General features: G+C 68.9%; 15 protein-coding genes. 9 read left to right on the top strand and 6 right to left on the bottom strand.

Annotation, left to right across the window (positions count from 1 at the left end; translation table 11 throughout):
• Positions 1 to 5: 5 nt before the first annotated feature.
• Together ACTJKK_RS05555 and sdhC are read right to left on the bottom strand one after the other, a co-directional pair.
• Positions 6 to 449: a succinate dehydrogenase hydrophobic membrane anchor subunit gene (locus tag ACTJKK_RS05555; protein ID WP_247634316.1), complete on the bottom strand. Its 444-nt coding sequence runs from the start codon at positions 447 to 449 to the stop codon at positions 6 to 8.
• Entirely contained in the window at positions 449 to 886 is a 438-nt protein-coding gene (gene sdhC / locus ACTJKK_RS05550; RefSeq protein ID WP_440747263.1) for a succinate dehydrogenase, cytochrome b556 subunit, read from the bottom strand. The genes ACTJKK_RS05555 and sdhC overlap by 1 nt, the downstream gene beginning before the upstream one ends.
• Positions 887 to 1,064: 178 nt before the next feature.
• Between sdhC and ACTJKK_RS05545 the strand changes: the two genes are divergently transcribed.
• The 9 genes from ACTJKK_RS05545 to ACTJKK_RS05505 all read left to right on the top strand — a co-directional run bounded on the left by ACTJKK_RS05545 (position 1,065) and on the right by ACTJKK_RS05505 (position 11,578).
• Positions 1,065 to 2,180: a mannose-1-phosphate guanylyltransferase gene (locus tag ACTJKK_RS05545; protein WP_440747262.1), complete on the top strand. Its 1,116-nt coding sequence runs from the start codon at positions 1,065 to 1,067 to the stop codon at positions 2,178 to 2,180.
• A 149-nt stretch (positions 2,181 to 2,329) separates the two neighbouring features.
• Entirely contained in the window at positions 2,330 to 3,424 is a 1,095-nt protein-coding gene (locus ACTJKK_RS05540; protein ID WP_247624835.1) for a BMP family lipoprotein, read from the top strand.
• A 98-nt stretch (positions 3,425 to 3,522) separates the two neighbouring features.
• On the top strand, positions 3,523 to 5,031 hold the full coding sequence (locus ACTJKK_RS05535) for an ABC transporter ATP-binding protein (protein WP_247956571.1): 1,509 nt from the start codon (positions 3,523 to 3,525) through the stop codon (positions 5,029 to 5,031).
• Complete coding sequence (locus ACTJKK_RS05530; RefSeq protein ID WP_440747261.1) at positions 5,028 to 6,299, top strand: ABC transporter permease; 1,272 nt, start codon at positions 5,028 to 5,030, stop codon at positions 6,297 to 6,299. Before ACTJKK_RS05535 ends, ACTJKK_RS05530 begins: the two co-directional genes overlap by 4 nt.
• Entirely contained in the window at positions 6,296 to 7,576 is a 1,281-nt protein-coding gene (locus ACTJKK_RS05525; protein WP_440747260.1) for an ABC transporter permease, read from the top strand. The genes ACTJKK_RS05530 and ACTJKK_RS05525 overlap by 4 nt, the downstream gene beginning before the upstream one ends.
• Before the next feature lie 7 nt (positions 7,577 to 7,583).
• Positions 7,584 to 7,982 (top strand): cytidine deaminase, encoded by a 399-nt coding sequence (locus ACTJKK_RS05520; RefSeq protein WP_247624831.1) that lies wholly within the window; start codon positions 7,584 to 7,586, stop codon positions 7,980 to 7,982.
• Complete coding sequence (locus tag ACTJKK_RS05515; RefSeq protein WP_440747259.1) at positions 7,979 to 9,274, top strand: thymidine phosphorylase; 1,296 nt, start codon at positions 7,979 to 7,981, stop codon at positions 9,272 to 9,274. Before ACTJKK_RS05520 ends, ACTJKK_RS05515 begins: the two co-directional genes overlap by 4 nt.
• Positions 9,275 to 9,341: 67 nt before the next feature.
• Entirely contained in the window at positions 9,342 to 10,457 is a 1,116-nt protein-coding gene (locus ACTJKK_RS05510; RefSeq protein WP_247624829.1) for an adenosine deaminase, read from the top strand.
• A 2-nt stretch (positions 10,458 to 10,459) separates the two neighbouring features.
• The gene (locus ACTJKK_RS05505) at positions 10,460 to 11,578 is read left to right on the top strand and encodes a polysaccharide deacetylase family protein (protein WP_440747258.1); all 1,119 of its coding nucleotides are present in this window, start codon (positions 10,460 to 10,462) and stop codon (positions 11,576 to 11,578) included.
• A 9-nt stretch (positions 11,579 to 11,587) separates the two neighbouring features.
• Here the strand turns inward: ACTJKK_RS05505 and ACTJKK_RS05500 are convergent, their stop codons facing one another.
• The 4 genes from ACTJKK_RS05500 to ACTJKK_RS05485 form a co-directional block, all read right to left on the bottom strand.
• Positions 11,588 to 12,346 (bottom strand): alpha/beta hydrolase, encoded by a 759-nt coding sequence (locus tag ACTJKK_RS05500; protein WP_440747257.1) that lies wholly within the window; start codon positions 12,344 to 12,346, stop codon positions 11,588 to 11,590.
• Positions 12,347 to 12,381: 35 nt separating this feature from the next.
• The gene (locus ACTJKK_RS05495) at positions 12,382 to 13,677 is read right to left on the bottom strand and encodes a flavin-containing monooxygenase (RefSeq protein WP_440747256.1); all 1,296 of its coding nucleotides are present in this window, start codon (positions 13,675 to 13,677) and stop codon (positions 12,382 to 12,384) included.
• Between the two features lie 81 nt (positions 13,678 to 13,758).
• Positions 13,759 to 14,916, bottom strand: a complete 1,158-nt coding sequence (locus ACTJKK_RS05490; RefSeq protein ID WP_440747255.1) for a mannitol-1-phosphate 5-dehydrogenase — start codon at positions 14,914 to 14,916, stop codon at positions 13,759 to 13,761.
• Positions 14,913 to 15,347 carry a PTS sugar transporter subunit IIA gene (locus tag ACTJKK_RS05485; protein WP_247624824.1) on the bottom strand — a complete coding sequence of 145 codons (435 nt, stop codon included), beginning with the start codon at positions 15,345 to 15,347 and terminating at the stop codon, positions 14,913 to 14,915. Before ACTJKK_RS05485 ends, ACTJKK_RS05490 begins: the two co-directional genes overlap by 4 nt.
• Between the last annotated feature and the right edge of the window lie 55 nt (positions 15,348 to 15,402).

Genomic DNA, 15,402 nt, shown 5'->3' with positions numbered 1-15,402 from the left:
CTTCTTTAGTTGCCCAGCGACTGGCACGAATCCCACAGCGTGCTCGACTCGGTCACGCCCAAGCAGGGGTCGAACGTGAACACGACGAGCGTGCCGAGCAGGATCAGCAGTCCGGCGGCGAGGCCGAGTGCCCAGATGAGCGCCTTGCGGGCGGTGTTGTTCGTGACGTAGTCGTTCACGATCGTGCGCATGCCGTTCGCGCCGTGGATCAGCGCGAGCCACAGCATCAGCACGTCCCACCACTGCCAGAACGGGGTCGCGAACTTGCCGGCGATGAACGCGAAGTCCAGGGCGTGGATGCCCTCGCCGACCATGAGGTTGATGAAGAGGTGGCCGAAGATCAGCACGACGAGCACGATGCCCGAGGCGCGCATGAAGATCCAGCCCCACTTCTCGAGGTTGAATCCGCGGCGGCGACGGGCCGGCGCTGCGATGGTCTGCGAGGACATCAGTGTCCACCCCCCGTGAATCCGGCGAACGCGAGCATGAGGTGTCGCGGCACGAAACCGGCCATGATGACGCCCCACACCAGCAGCACGCCCCAGAAGAGCTGTCGCTGGTACTTGGCGCCCTTCGACCAGAAGTCGACGGCGATGATGCGCAGTCCGTTCATCGCGTGGAACACGATGCCCGCGACCAGGACGACCTCGCCGATCGCCATGATCGGGTTCTTGTAGGTGCCGATGACGGCGTTGTACGCCTCGGGTGAGACCCTGATCAGCGCCGTGTCGAGCACGTGCACCAACAGGAAGAAGAAGATGGCGACTCCGGTGATGCGGTGAAGCACCCACGACCACATGCCTTCGCGACCCCGGTAGAGGGTGCCGCGGGGGGTCTTGGACGTGGTTTCCGAAATCGACGGTGTCAAGCGAGCGCTCGTGGACACGGTCGTCCTCCCTGGATCGATGTGCGTCGGTCGCATGCCGCCAGGCACGCCCGATCGGTGTCCATCCTATTCCCGTCTTCCAGCGGGGGGCGACGAAGGGGAACCTAACTCCGGCCGGTCTTGAGGCGTTCTTGAGCAGCACCGGGAGTCTGCGATCGCCCCGGGATACCCTGGCGGCATGACGCAACCGATCGAAGACTTCTACGCCGTGATCCCCGCGGGCGGAATCGGCAGCCGGCTGTGGCCGCTGTCCCGAGCGGATGCACCGAAGTTCCTGCACGACCTCACCGGGTCGGGCCACTCGCTGCTGCGCGACACCTGGGACCGGCTCGTCCCCCTCGCGGGCCCCGATCGAATCGCCGTCGTCACCGGTCGCGCTCACCGCGCCGCGGTCGAGGAGCAGCTGCCGGGCATCGCCGATCTGAACGTCTTCCTCGAATCCGAGCCGCGGGAGTCCGCAGCTGCGATCGGCCTCGCCGCCGCCATCCTCCACCGCCGCGACCCCGACGTGATCATCGGGTCGTTCAGCGCCGATCACGTCATCCGCGGTACGCGCGTGTTCGAGTTCGCGGTGCGGGATGCCGTGGAGGTCGCCCGCGAGGGCTACATCTGCACCATCGGCATCTCACCCACGGAGCCGGCCGTCGGATTCGGTTACATCAAGATGGGCGCCGAGCTCGTGGTCGACGGCGCGCGCGAGGCGGCGCTGGTCGACACCTTCGTCGAGAAGCCCGACCTCGAGACGGCGAAGGGATACCTCGCCGACCGCGGCTACCTGTGGAACGCGGGGATGTTCATCGCGAAGGCGAGCGTGCTGCTCGACGAGCTCGCGGCGAACGAGCCCGAGCTGCACGCGGGACTGCAGGAGCTGGCCGAGGCCTGGGACGACCGCGAGGCCCGCGGTCCCGCGGTCGATCGGATCTGGCCGCGTCTGAAGAAGATCGCGATCGACTACGCCGTGGCCGAGCCGGCCGCGCGCCGCGGGCGCCTCGCCGTGGTTCCGGGCCACTTCGACTGGGACGACGTGGGGGACTTCGCCTCGCTCACGAAGCTCATCACGAACGGGCGCAAGAACGATCTCGCGGTCCTCGGGCCGCACGCCCGGGTGCTGTCGGATGCCGCGAGCGGAATTCTCGTGAGTCAGACCTCGCGGGTGATCAGCCTGGTGGGCGTTCAGGACATCGTGGTGGTCGATACGCCCGATGCGCTGCTGGTCACGACGGTCGAGCATGCGCAGCGGGTGAAGGGTGTCGTGGAGTCGCTCAAACTCACGGGACGGGGCGATGTGCTCTGATGAGCAGCGCATCGTGCTCATCGGCGCTCCAGGTTTCGAGTTTGTAAAGATTCACCGGACCCAGGGCCGCCGGTATGCGAAAAGGGTGAAACAGTAGGTAACTTTGATCGATCCGCGAGGGACGCGGTTCCGTTCAGGGAGGCACTGAGTTGACCATCTCCACCACCAAGAAGCTTCTCGGCGCGACCGTCGCCGCGAGCGTCATCTTCGCTCTCGCCGGCTGTGGCCAGGCACCGGCCGAATCGGGCGGCGACGCGGGCGGCGACACCCCCGACTTCCTGCCCTGCATCGTCTCCGACATGGGCGGCTTCGACGACAAGTCGTTCAACCAGCTCTCGTTCGAGGGCGCCACGAAGGCCGCCGATGAGCTCGGCGTCAAGCTGAAGGACGTCCAGTCCAACGCCGAGACCGAGTACGGTCCCAACATCACGAACCTCGTCGACGAGGGCTGCAACGCGATCGTCGCCGTGGGCTTCGCCCTCTCGGCCGCGACCGTCGAGGCCGCCACCGCCAACGAGGACGTCGACTTCATCCTCGTCGACGACGCCGCCGACAACGACTTCGACGGAACCAAGGACGCGGACAACATCAAGCCGCTCCTCTACGACACCGCCCAGGCCGCCTTCCTCGCGGGCTACCTGTCGGCCGGCTACTCGAAGACCGGCAAGGTCGGCACCTTCGGTGGCATGGAGTTCCCGACCGTCACGATCTTCATGGACGGCTTCAAGCAGGGCGTCGACCACTACAACGAGGTCAAGGGCACCGACGTCCAGGTCGTCGGTTGGGACGGCAAGACCGGCTCGTTCACGGGTGGCTTCGAGGCCAACCAGGACGCCAAGCAGGTCGCCGTCAACGTTCTCGACCAGGACGTCGACGTCATCTTCCCCGTCGGCGGCCCGATCTACCAGTCGGCGCAGCAGGCCATCAAGGAGTCCGGTAAGGATGTCGCCCTGATCGGCGCCGACGCCGACCTGTTCGAGACCGACCCGAGCACGGAGGATGTCGTGCTCACCTCGGTCCTCAAGGCCATGGACCTCTCGACCTACGAGGCCGTCCTCGCCAGCGGCAAGGGCGAGTTCGACCCGGAGACCTACATCGGCACGCTGGAGAACGAGGGCGTCGGCATCGCCGACCTCCACAACTTCGCCGACAAGGTCGACGCCGGCCTGCAGGACGAGGTCACCCAGCTGCAGCAGGACATCATCGACGGCACCGTCACCGTCAACTCCTACCTGAGCGAGTGATTCACTGAGAACGGGGAGGCCGACGCTCGTCGGCCTCCCCGTTCCGTCCTGTCGGGAGGCATTCCCGACGCTCCGGTCTGCTGAATAGGATCGAATACATGAAGCTTGAACTGCGCGGCATCACGAAGAGATTCGGGGCGCTGACAGCCAACGACCACATCGATCTCACCGTCGAAGAGGGTGAGATCCACTGTCTTCTCGGAGAGAACGGCGCCGGGAAGTCGACGCTGATGAACGTTCTCTACGGCCTCTACCAGGCCGACGAGGGAGACATCCTGCTGGACGACGTCGTCCAGCACTTCGACGGACCCGGCGACGCCATGGCGGCCGGCATCGGCATGGTGCACCAGCACTTCATGCTGATCCCCGTCTTCACCGTCGCCGAGAACGTCATGCTCGGCCATGAGCAGACCCGATTCGGAGGTCGTCTCGACCTCGCGGCCGCTCGCGCGAAGGTGCGCGAGATCTCGGACCGCTTCGGATTCGCCGTCGACCCCGACGCGCTCGTCGAAGACCTCCCGGTCGGCGTGCAGCAGCGCGTCGAGATCATCAAGGCGCTGTCGCGCGAGGCGAAGGTGCTCGTGTTCGACGAGCCGACCGCCGTGCTCACCCCGCAGGAGACCGACGAGCTGATGGCGACGATGCGCCAGCTCAAGTCGCAGGGCACGTCGATCGTCTTCATCACCCACAAGCTCCGCGAGGTCCGTGAGGTCGCCGATCGCATCACCGTGATCCGTCTCGGCAAGGTCGTCGGCGAGGCATCGCCCACGGCCTCGAACGAGGAACTCGCCTCGCTCATGGTCGGCCGCGCGGTCGAGCTCACCGTCCACAAGGACGCCCCGACGCTGCGCGAGAACGGTCTCAGCGTGCAGGGTCTCACCGTCACCGACCGCTCCGGCATCGTGCTCGTCGACGACGCGAGCTTCGAGGTGCACGGGGGAGAGGTCCTCGCGATCGCCGGTGTGCAGGGCAACGGCCAGACCGAGCTCACCGAGGCGATCCTCGGCCTGCAGGACCACGTGCGCGGAAGCATCCGCCTCGACGGCGAAGAGCTCGTCGGACGCAGCGTACGGCAGATCCTCGACGCGGGTGTGGGCTTCGTGCCCGAGGACCGCAGCGTCGACGGTCTCGTCAAGGAGTTCTCGATCTCGGAGAACCTCATGCTCGACCGGTCGTTCGGCGGGGAGTTCGTCTCCGCCGGAACGGTGCGCCGTGGTGCTCTCGACGAGTTCGCCCGCGCCAAGATCGCCGAGTTCGACATCCGTACGCAGGGACCGGCGCAGGCCGCCGGCCGTCTGTCGGGCGGCAACCAGCAGAAGGTCGTCCTCGCCCGCGAGCTCAGCCGCGACCTCGCGCTGTTCGTCGCCGCGCAGCCGACCCGCGGAGTCGACGTCGGATCGATCGAGTTCATCCACAAGCGCATCATCGACACGCGCGATGCCGGTGTTCCGGTGATCGTGATCTCGACCGAGCTCGACGAGGTCGCCGCCCTCGCCGACCGGATCCTCGTGATGTACCGCGGCCGCGTCGTCGGCATCGTGCCCGGCAACACCCCCCGCGATCAGCTCGGTCTGATGATGGCGGGCATGAACGGAGAGAGCGCATGAGCGTCGTAGAGACCAAGGGACCGCTCGCCGAGCCGGAGACCGTCGTGGCCCCCTCGCGGTGGCGCGTCGCGTTCCAGCAGATCGTCTCGGGCAACGCGATCATCTCGGTGCTCGCCGTCCTGATCGCGGTCGTCGTCGGCTCGATCATGATCGCGGCGACGAACGAAGAGGTGCAGGAGACGGCGGGGTACTTCTTCGCCCGTCCCGGTGACATGATCGCCGCCGTCTGGCAGGCCGTCAGCGGTGCGTACGCCGCGCTGTTCCGCGGCGCGATCTACAACTTCAACGCCGACGACTTCGCCACCGGCATCCGTCCGCTGACCGAGACGCTCAAGTTCGCGACGCCGCTGATCGCGGCCGGACTCGGCGTCGGCCTCGCGTTCCGTGCCGGGCTGTTCAACATCGGTGGTCAGGGGCAGATGCTCATGGCGGCCGCGGCCGGCGGATACGTCGCGACGCAGATCGACATGCCGTTCCCGCTGCACCTGATCGCCGCCGTCATCGCCGGTATGGTCGCCGCGGCCCTGTGGGCCGGTATCGCCGGACTGCTCAAGGCGCGCACCGGCGCGCACGAGGTGATCACGACGATCATGCTCAACCACATCGCCTTCTACCTGCTGGCCTGGATGCTGGCGACGCAGGGCATCCTGCAGGCTCCGGGGTCGAGCAACCCGAAGACGGCTCCGATGCCCGACTCCGCGGTGCTCCCGTCGCTGCTCGGCGATTCCTACAAGCTGCACTGGGGCTTCCTCGTGGCACTCGCCGCCGTCGCCTTCACCTGGTGGCTGCTCGAGCGCTCTTCGCTCGGCTTCCGCTTCCGTGCGGTCGGGGAGAACCCGGCGGCCGCGCGCGTCGCCGGCATCGATGTCGGAAAGATGTACTTCGTCGTGATGCTCATCGCCGGTGCCCTCATCGGCATCGCCGGCATCAGCCAGATCCTCGGCACCGAGACCAGCGGTTTCGGCGGTTCGATCGACGCGGGCATCGGCTTCGACGCCATCACGGTCGCTCTGCTCGGGCGCTCCTCGCCGATCGGCATCCTCGGCGCCGGACTCCTCTTCGGGGCGTTCAAGACCGGTGGCTTCACGATGCAGTCCTCGCAGGGCATCCCGATCGAGATCGTGCTCGTCGTGCAGTCGCTGATCGTGCTCTTCATCGCCGCGCCCCCGCTGGTGCGCGCGATGTTCGGTCTCCCGCAGCCCGGGCGTCCCTCACGCAAGAAGACCCGAGCGGCCAAGAAGTCGCAGAAGCAGGAGGTGTCGGCATGAGCGCCGTCACGAATGCCGCCGTCGCGATCGAGGAGCCGCGCGCCGTCGCCGTCGCCTCGTGGAAGGCGCCGATCATCTTCGGGATCTTCACGGTCCTGTTCGCCCTCCTGCCGTTGCTCGCCCCGCGCGACGGGGAGACGACCTTCCGGCTGGCCTCGGCCGACGCGTTCTTCGCGATCCCGGACGTGATCCTGCCCGCGAACGCGACCGCCTGGGTCGCCGTCGTGGTGCTCGCCGCGGTCACCGTCTTCGCGTTCGTGCGGGCATCCGCTCGTCGCAGCATCCCGTTGTGGTTGGTGATCGTCTACGTCGCGGCCCTCCTGCTGGGCTTCCTCGCCTGGGCCGCCGCCGGTGAGACGCTGCGCATGATCAGCCTGCTCGGGGGAGCGCTGGCCCTGGCCACGCCCCTGATCTTCGGCGCCCTGGGCGGCGTGATCGGTGAGCGCGCCGGTGTCGTGAACATCGCGATCGAGGCGCAGCTGCTGGCGGGTGCCTTCTCGGCGGCGATCGCCTCGTCGATCACCGGTTCGCCGTGGGCGGGTCTGGTCGCCGCGATGGGGGCGGGCATGCTCGTCTCGCTCGTGCTCGGCGTCTTCACGATCACGTACTACGTCGACCAGGTCATCGTCGGTGTCGTGCTCAACGTGCTGGTGATCGGTCTGACGACCTTCCTCTTCCGCGTGGTGCTCGCCCCGAACACCGAGACCCTCAACAGCCCGGCCACGTTCGACACCGTGTCGATCCCCGTGCTGAGCGAGATCCCGATCATCGGCCCGATCCTGTTCCGCCAGTCGTTCATCGTCTACCTGATGTTCTTCGTGGTCGCGCTCGTCTGGTTCGGTCTGTACCGCACCCGGTGGGGTCTGCGCCTGCGCGCGGTCGGCGAGCACCCGCAGGCGGCCGACACGGTCGGCATCAAGGTTCTGGCGACCCGCTACCGGGCGATCCTGCTCGCCGGTGCCGTCGCCGGCATGGGCGGCGCGTTCTACACGCTCGTCTCGGTGCCGCGCTTCAACCAGGAGATGACGGCGGGCGCGGGCTTCATCGCCCTCGCCGCGGTGATCTTCGGTAAGTGGGACCCGATCAAGGCCACACTCGCGGCGCTGCTGTTCGGCTTCGCCACCAACCTGCAGGGCGTGCTCAGCGTCATCGGATCCCCGGTGCCGAGCCAGTTCATGCTCATGCTGCCGTACGTCGTGACGATCTTCGCGGTCGCCGGCCTCGTCGGGAAGTCGCGGGCCCCCGCGGCCGACGGCGAACCGTACATCAAGTCCTAGGAGAGACATGACAGACATCGACTGGGACGAGCTGCGTCAGGTCGCCACGTCCGCCATGGAGAAGGCCTACGCCCCCTACTCGCGCTACCGCGTGGGGGCTGCGGCACTGGTGGGAGACGGGCGCATCGTCGCCGGCTGCAACGTCGAGAACGCGTCGTACGGCGTCACGCTGTGCGCCGAGTGCGCTCTCGTCGGCGATCTGCACATGTCCGGCGGCGGCCAGCTCGTCGCCTTCGTGTGCGTGAACAACGACGGGCAGACGATCATGCCGTGCGGCCGCTGCCGTCAGCTGCTGTTCGAGCACGCGATGCCCGGAATGCTGCTCGAGACCGTCTCCGGCATCCGCACGATCGACGAAGTACTGCCGGACGCGTTCGGCCCCCGCGACCTGGAGGACGCACGATGAGCACGGTGGAGCCCTACGACGCGGTCGACGTCATCCGCGCGAAACGCGATGGCGGAGCTGTTCCGGAACCCGCCCTGCGATGGATGGTCGACGCGTACACGCGCGGCTACGTGTCGGACGCGCAGATGGCCTCGTTCGCGATGGCGATCTTCCAGCGCGGCATGGAGCGCGACGAGATCCGTGTGCTGACCGACGCGATGATCGCGTCGGGGGAGCGGATGAGCTTCGCCGCCCTCGGCAAGAAGACGGTCGACAAGCACTCCACGGGCGGCGTGGGCGACAAGATCACGCTGCCGCTCGCTCCGCTGGTCGCGGCGTTCGGGGTGGCGGTGCCGCAGCTCAGCGGCCGCGGCCTGGGCCACACGGGCGGCACGCTCGACAAGCTCGAGTCGATCCCCGGCTGGCGCGCGGCGCTCAGCAACGAGGAGATGTTCGCCCAGATGCAGGGCGACGTCGGTGCGGTGATCTGCGCGGCGGGTTCCGGTCTCGCCCCCGCCGACAAGAAGCTCTACGCGCTGCGCGACGTGACCGGCACGGTCGAGGCGATCCCGCTGATCGCGTCGAGCATCATGTCGAAGAAGATCGCGGAGGGCACGGACGCCCTCGTGCTCGACGTCAAGTTCGGGTCGGGCGCCTTCATGCAGGACATCGATCGTGCGCGCGAGCTCGCTCGCACGATGGTCGCGCTCGGCACCGATTCGGGCGTCGCGACGACGGCCCTGCTCACCGACATGAACGTGCCCCTCGGCTTCGCGATCGGCAATGCCAACGAGGTGCGCGAGTCGGTCGAGATCCTGGCCGGCGCAGGTCCCGCCGACGTCCGCGAGCTCACGATCGCGCTCGCCCGCGAGATGCTCGCGCTGGCCGGTCAGCCGGATGCCGATGTGGAGGCGGCTCTCGACGACGGGCGCGCGATGGATCAGTGGAAGGCGATGATCCGCGCGCAGGACGGCGACCCGGATGCCGCGCTTCCGGTCGCCCGCGAGACCCACGTCGTCACGGCGCCCGCCGACGGCGTCGTCAGCCGCATGGACGCCCTGCCGTTCGGCATCGCGGCCTGGCGTCTCGGCGCCGGCCGTGCGCGCGCAGAGGACCCCGTGATCTTCGAGGCGGGGATCGACCTGCACGCGAAGCCGGGTGACCGCGTCGTCGCCGGACAGCCGCTGTTCACGCTCTCGGCGGCCGATGAGGCGCGCTTCCCGCGCGCGATCGAGGCGCTCGAGGGAGCGTGGGAGATCGGAGCGGATGCGCCCGCGCGCGGACCGATCGTGCGCGAACGCATCACGGCCTGACCTCCGGCCCGCTACCCTGAACACGGCGGTCACCACCGCCACACTTTTCTGCGACTGGAGGATCCCCATGGCGATCGATGCGAACGGCGACGTCAAGATCCAGGGGATCTCCCTGCGGAGTCTGCCGAAGGTGTCGCTGCACGACCATCTCGACGGCGCGCTGCGTCCGGCGACGATCGTCGAGCTGGCGGATGCCGCGGGCATCGAGCTGCCGCAGAGCGATGCACGCTCGCTCGGGCGCTGGTTCGCGAAGCAGAGCGATTCGGGCTCGCTGGTCGAGTACCTGAAGACGTTCGACCTCACGATCGCGGTCATGCAGACGCCGGAGGCGTTGACCCGGGTGGCCCGGGAGTTCGTGCAGGACCTGGCGAAGGACGGCGTGATCTACGGCGAGGTGCGCTGGGCGCCCGAGCAGCACCTGGCGGGCGGCCTCAGCCTCGAGCAGGTCGTCGAGGCCGTGCAGCAGGGGATCGAGGAGGGCGAGGACGCCGCGGACGCCGCGGGTCACAGCATCCGCGTCGGCCAGCTGCTGTCGGCGATGCGCCAGCACGATCGTGCCCGTGAGATCGCGGAACTCGCGGTCGACTTCCGCGGGCGCGGCGTGGTGGGCTTCGACACCGCGGGCCCCGAGGACGGCTTCCCGTCGTCGAACTATCGCGAGGCCTTCGACTACCTCGCCGACAACTTCTTCCCCGTGACGGTGCACGCCGGCGAGGCGGCCGGACTCGACTCGATCCGCTCCGCCCTGCTCGACGGACGTGCTCTGCGGCTCGGGCACGGCGTGCGCATCGCCGAGGACCTCGAGGTCATCACGCGCGAGGGCGATGAGGTGCAGGTGCAGTTCGGCGAGGTGGCTCGCTGGGTCCGCGACCGCGAGATCCCGCTCGAACTGTCGCCGTCGTCGAACCTGCAGACCGGGGCGGTCGCCGCCTGGGGTTCGGAGCTCGCCGATCACCCGTTCGATCTGCTCTACCAGCTCGGCTTCGCCGTCACCGTGAACGTCGACAACCGCACCATGAGCGCGACCTCGCTCACCCGTGAGCTCGCCCTTCTCGTCGAGGCGTTCGAGTATGACCTCGACGACCTCGAGACCTTCCAGTTCAATGCCGCGGCCGCGACGTTCCTCCCGGTCGAGGAGCGCGAAGAGCTCGTGGAGATGATCGCCGAAGGCTTCGACGCCTGACCATGACGACTCGGGGGAGCCGTTCGCGGGCACGGCGCAGACGCCGGGGGATCTGGATCGGCGCGGTCGTCGCCGTGGCGGTCGTGGCGGGTGGTGCCGCTGCCGCCTTCACGTGGATGAATCGCGAGCCGGAGCCCGTCCCGCGCGTCGAGGCGACGCCGATCGAGCGCCCGCTGACCGCGGCGCAGCAGCTCGTCGCCGACTCCGGTGATCCGAACGGGTGCGCCGTGTCGTTCACGGGCGAGGGCATCGCGCTCGACATGCAGGTGCAGTCGCAGGGCGCGCTCTACCAGTACCTGCCGATCCCGGCGCAGGACGGTCGCGTGTTCGCCGGGTGGTACGCCACGGCCGACGACGCGGCGGCCCAGAACGTCGCGGCGCGCGTCAACGGTGCGGACGCGGTCGTCTGCACGGATGACGAGGTCGAGCTGTTCGGCGGGTGGACGACGCCCGAGGCGAACACGGCGGCCGATGTGCAGGTGCCGATCCTCATGTACCACCAGTTCACCCCGAACCCCGAGGGGGAGTCGGGCTGGCTGCGCGGGAACTACGCGTACATCGGCGACTTCGACGCGCAGATGAACCACATCGCGACGACCGGGTTCTACCTGCCCACGTGGGACGAGCTGAGTGCGTTCATCGACGGCCGGCTGTCGCTTCCCGCGCGCTCCGTCATCATCACCGATGACGACGCTGACCAGACGTGGTTCGACCTCGCCGTGCCGGTCGTCGACAAGTACAAGCTGCTCTCGACGTCGTTCATGATCACCGCCTACCGGCAGGACCCGCCGCCGTCGCCGTACGTGCTGCGCCGCTCGCACACGCACGACATGCATCAGGCCGGTGCCAACGGTCGGGGCCGGATGGAGAACTGGACCGCCGACGAGATCGCCGCCGACCTCAACACCTCCGGCGACGTGCTGGGCGTGCGCGAGGTCATCGCCTACCCGTTCGGGCACTACAACGACACGGCGAAGCAGGGTGTGACCCAGGCCGGCTTCGAGATGGCGCGCACCATCGAGCCGGGTTACGTCGAGATCGGCACCGACAAGCTGGCGCTGCCGGTCGTGCGCATCGACTACGGCATGGGCCTCGAGTCGCTGATCTCGCGGATCGGCTGACCTCCGCGCTCAGCCCGCGGCGGCCAGCGCGTCCTCGGAGAGGAACGCACCGAGGAGTTCGGTGACCGTGGCGTGCATCTCTTCGTCGGAGATCGACGGCGTGCCGTCGCCGGCCTGCGGGCCGTAGTCCCCGAACGAGGCGTGCGAGGCGCCGTCGATCTCGACGAGGTCGGCATCGGCGGGCAGGTTTCCGCGCGCATCCGAGATCTTCGCGGGCGTCGAGAGGCCGTCCTCGGAGCCGGCGAGGCTGAGCACCGCGAGATCGGTGCCGGACAGATCGTTGGCGCAGTACGAGCCGAAGAGCACGAGGGCGTCGGCATCCGCCGCGAGCTGGCAGGCGCGCACGCCGCCCAGGGAGTGGCCGCCCACGGCCCACACGTCGACGTCGGGCGCGGCGGAGGTGAAGGAGTCGAGGGGGCGCGGGTCGAAGAAGGCGAGGTTCAGCCAGGGGCGCGTGATCACGACCGTGACCCCCTCCTCGGCGACGCCCTGCAGGATCGCGGCGTACGCCCAGGGGTCGACCTTCGCGCCGGGCACGAAGACGAGACCGATCTCGGAATCCCCGTCGGCGGGCGCCAGGACGATGCCCTGCTCCGCGTCGTCGACCGTGACCGCGGGGTTCTCGCGCACGGCGGCGAGGGGTGCCTTCTCCGCCCCCATCACACCGATCTGGCTCCAGGCGACGATGCCGCCGGCGCCGAGGAGGACGAGGATCAGGATGCTCCACAGCGTCCACTTCAGGACGCGCCGGCCACGCTTCTTCTGCACCTCTCCAGGGTACGCGCGATGCGGGGGAGCACCGCTCACGCGGGCTGCGCGAGAGCCCGCTGCTCGCGCCGGACAGCGCCGCGGTAGGCGTCCTTGTTGACGTAGTAGGCCATGCGGTCGAGGCCCAGGTAGTGATACCCGCCGGTGAGGTCGGGCCAGGCGGAATCGGTCACCCTCGCGCGGAACCGCGCCGCGCGGGCCGGGTCCCGCTCCGCCGCGTCGAGATACGCGGCGAGGAGCTCCGCCTGCTCGTAACGGCCCTGCCAGCCGATCCCGGATGCCTCGATCATGCCCATCACGAACAGCCCGTTGAACGACGACGGGAACACGTGCAGGAAGAGCCGGGGGGAGGCGCCGCGCCAGTTCAGGTGCGCGGGATCGACGAACGGATAATCGAGTCGGTAGCCGGTCGCGAGGAGCACCAGGTCGTACTCGCCGGACGATCCGTCGCGGAAGTGCACTGTCGAGCCGTCGAAGCGGTCGACGTCGAGCCGGACGCGCAGATCGCCCTGGCCGAGGTGATTGAGCACCATGGTGTTCACGATCGGGTGCGACTCGTAGATGCGGTAGTCGGGCTTCGGGAAGCCGAACCGCACGGGGTCGCCGGTGAATGCGCGCAGCACGCGGGAGTCGAGGGCCTGCTTGAGCCGGGCGGGCAGCGGACGGCCCTGGTTCAGGGTGTCGCTCGGGCGACCGAAGAGGTAGCGCGGAACGAAGTAGTAGCCGCGACGCACGCTCATGTCGATCGCGTCGGCGTGGTGCACGGCATCCACTGCGATGTCGCAGCCCGAATTGCCGGCGCCGATGATGAGCACCCGGCGTCCCGCGAGCTGCGTGGGGGAGGAGTAGGCGCTCGTGTGCAGCACCTCGCCGGTGAATTCGCCCGGGAAGGTGGGGACGTTCGGCTCGGCGAGCGTGCCGTTCGCGAGCACGACGCCGGCGTACCGGTGCGTGCGCTCGCCGTCCGGGCCGACGCTCGTCAGGTCCCAACCGCCGTCGTCGCGGGGGTCGAGCCGGGTGACGCGCGTGTCGAAGCGGAAGAGCTCGGTGAGACCGAAGTGATCGGCGTACTCCCGGAAGTACTCGAGCAGCGCCGCGTGCCCCGGATAGTCGACCGTCGATCGCATCGGGAACTCGCGGAACTCGGTCGTCGTGCGCGACGAGATGAGGTGCGCCGACTCGTACATCGTGCTGCGCGGATTGGAGATGTCCCAGAGACCGCCGACGCCGTGCGAGGCCTCGTAGCCATCGACGGGGATGCCGCGCTTCCGCAGAGCGCGGACGGCGGCCAGGCCCGACGGCCCCGCGCCGATCACGGCATAGGTGTCCATGTTGCCCCCGCACGTCCGTGTACCGAAAACGCCCCCGCACCCCGATCGTATCGGGGTGCGGGGGCGTCCGCGATCGATGGGTCAGGCGGCGCGGAGGGCATCCTGCCGGGCGGCCACGACAGCCTCGACGGCGGCGAAGAGCGGATGCTGCGGCTCCAGCCCCGTCGTGCGCGTCGTGAACGTCTGCGCGTCGAGCGCGCCGAGCAGCTGGCGCAGCTCGACGGCCTGGGTGTCGTCGGCATTCTCGAACTCGAGGGTCGCGGCGATCGCCGCCACGAGCGCGTCCGTCGACAGGCCGTGCTCGGCTGCGGCGGCGGCCGGTCCGATGAACCGCTCGTGCCGCGAGATCTTGCGCAGCGGCTGGCGTCCGACGCGCTGCACGGTGTCGACGAGCGCCGGATTGCGGAAGCGCTCGAGGATGGTCGCGCGGTACTCGGCCAGATCGGCCGGGTCGAGCCCGTGGGTCGCGGCGAGCACCGCCGAGGTCTCCTCGAGGGCCGCGCCGACCGCTGCAGCGATCTGCGGATCGGCGAGGGCGTCGGAGATCCGGTCGATGCCGGCGCGGGCGCCGAAGTACGCGGTGGCCGCGTGACCGGTGTTGACGGTGAACAGCTTGCGCTCGATGTACGGGGCGAGGTCGTCGACGAAGTGCGCGCCGGGGATGTTCGGCAGCGAGCCGCCGAACGGACCCTGCTCGATCGTCCACTCGAAGTACGGCTCGACCGTGACGTCGACGCCCGCACCCTCGGGCTGGGCCGGGACGATGCGGTCAACGGCGGTGTTCGCGAACACGGCCTTCGCGAGCAGCTCGCGCGCGTCGGCGCCCGCGGCGCTCTCGATCTCGGCGCGGAGCAGATCGGTCGCGCCGATCGCGTTCTCGCACGCCATGATCACCAGCGGCGCGGCGTCGGGGGAGCGGCGGGTGAGACCCGCGACGATCGTCGGTGCGATGAAACGCAGGACGGTCGGGCCGACCGCGCAGGTCACGACGTCGGCCGTGGCGACCTCGTCGGCCGCGGCATCCGGATCGGTCTTGCTGTTGACGGCCCGGAACCCGGTCACGGTGCGATCGACGCCCCCCGGGCCGACCTCGTGCACCGTGTACGCGTCGACCGCGTTGATCGCATCGACGAGCGCATCCGCCACATCGGAGAAGACGACCTCGTAGCCGCCCTCGTGGAGCAGGAGGCCCACGAACCCGCGGCCGATGTTGCCGGCGCCGAACTGGACGGCCTTCATCCCTCGTTCACCGCCGAGAGCAGGGCGAAGAGCTCGTCGGGGGTCTGCGCCGCCGTCAGCTTCGCGACGTCGTCCTCGTCGGAGAACAGGATCGCGATCTGCGAGAGGATCTCGAGGTGCTCGTCGCCGCGTCCGGCGATGCCGATCACGAACGTCGCCGGCTCGCCCGCCCAGTCCACGCCGCCGTCGTAGCGCACGACGGAGAGGGCCGAGGCGAGGATCGCGTCCTTGGTCTCGTTGGTGCCGTGAGGGATCGCGAGACCGTTGCCCATGAAGGTCGAGACCGTCTCCTCGCGCTGACGCATCGCGTCGACGTAGGCCGGGGTCACGGCGCCCACCGAGACCAGGATGTCGGTCGCCTCCTGCAGGGCCTCCTCCTGCGTCGCCGATCCCGGGTGGATCCGGATCTGGTCGAGGGTGAGAACGCTCATGATGATTCCTTTCTGAGAATGGTCCGGTGGGCGGATGCCGCAGCATCCGCCCACC

Origin of the sequence: Microbacterium sp. 22179 (assembly GCF_052045715.1) — a bacterium.
GTDB classification, from domain to species: domain Bacteria; phylum Actinomycetota; class Actinomycetes; order Actinomycetales; family Microbacteriaceae; genus Microbacterium; species Microbacterium galbinum.
This window is presented reverse-complemented; position numbering and strand designations above follow the sequence as displayed.

Bases quoted from the DNA above. Each gene is read 5' to 3' on its own strand.
- ACTJKK_RS05555 (WP_247634316.1), bottom strand. From the start codon at position 449: ATGTCCTCGCAGACCATCGCAGCGCCGGCCCGTCGCCGCCGCGGATTC.
- ACTJKK_RS05545 (WP_440747262.1), top strand. From the start codon at position 1,065: ATGACGCAACCGATCGAAGACTTCTACGCCGTGATCCCCGCGGGCGGA.
- ACTJKK_RS05535 (WP_247956571.1), top strand. From the start codon at position 3,523: ATGAAGCTTGAACTGCGCGGCATCACGAAGAGATTCGGGGCGCTGACA.
- ACTJKK_RS05530 (WP_440747261.1), top strand. From the start codon at position 5,028: ATGAGCGTCGTAGAGACCAAGGGACCGCTCGCCGAGCCGGAGACCGTC.
- ACTJKK_RS05525 (WP_440747260.1), top strand. From the start codon at position 6,296: ATGAGCGCCGTCACGAATGCCGCCGTCGCGATCGAGGAGCCGCGCGCC.
- ACTJKK_RS05520 (WP_247624831.1), top strand. From the start codon at position 7,584: ATGACAGACATCGACTGGGACGAGCTGCGTCAGGTCGCCACGTCCGCC.
- ACTJKK_RS05515 (WP_440747259.1), top strand. From the start codon at position 7,979: ATGAGCACGGTGGAGCCCTACGACGCGGTCGACGTCATCCGCGCGAAA.
- ACTJKK_RS05510 (WP_247624829.1), top strand. From the start codon at position 9,342: ATGGCGATCGATGCGAACGGCGACGTCAAGATCCAGGGGATCTCCCTG.
- ACTJKK_RS05505 (WP_440747258.1), top strand. From the start codon at position 10,460: ATGACGACTCGGGGGAGCCGTTCGCGGGCACGGCGCAGACGCCGGGGG.
- ACTJKK_RS05495 (WP_440747256.1), bottom strand. From the start codon at position 13,677: ATGGACACCTATGCCGTGATCGGCGCGGGGCCGTCGGGCCTGGCCGCC.
- ACTJKK_RS05490 (WP_440747255.1), bottom strand. From the start codon at position 14,916: ATGAAGGCCGTCCAGTTCGGCGCCGGCAACATCGGCCGCGGGTTCGTG.
- ACTJKK_RS05485 (WP_247624824.1), bottom strand. From the start codon at position 15,347: ATGAGCGTTCTCACCCTCGACCAGATCCGGATCCACCCGGGATCGGCG.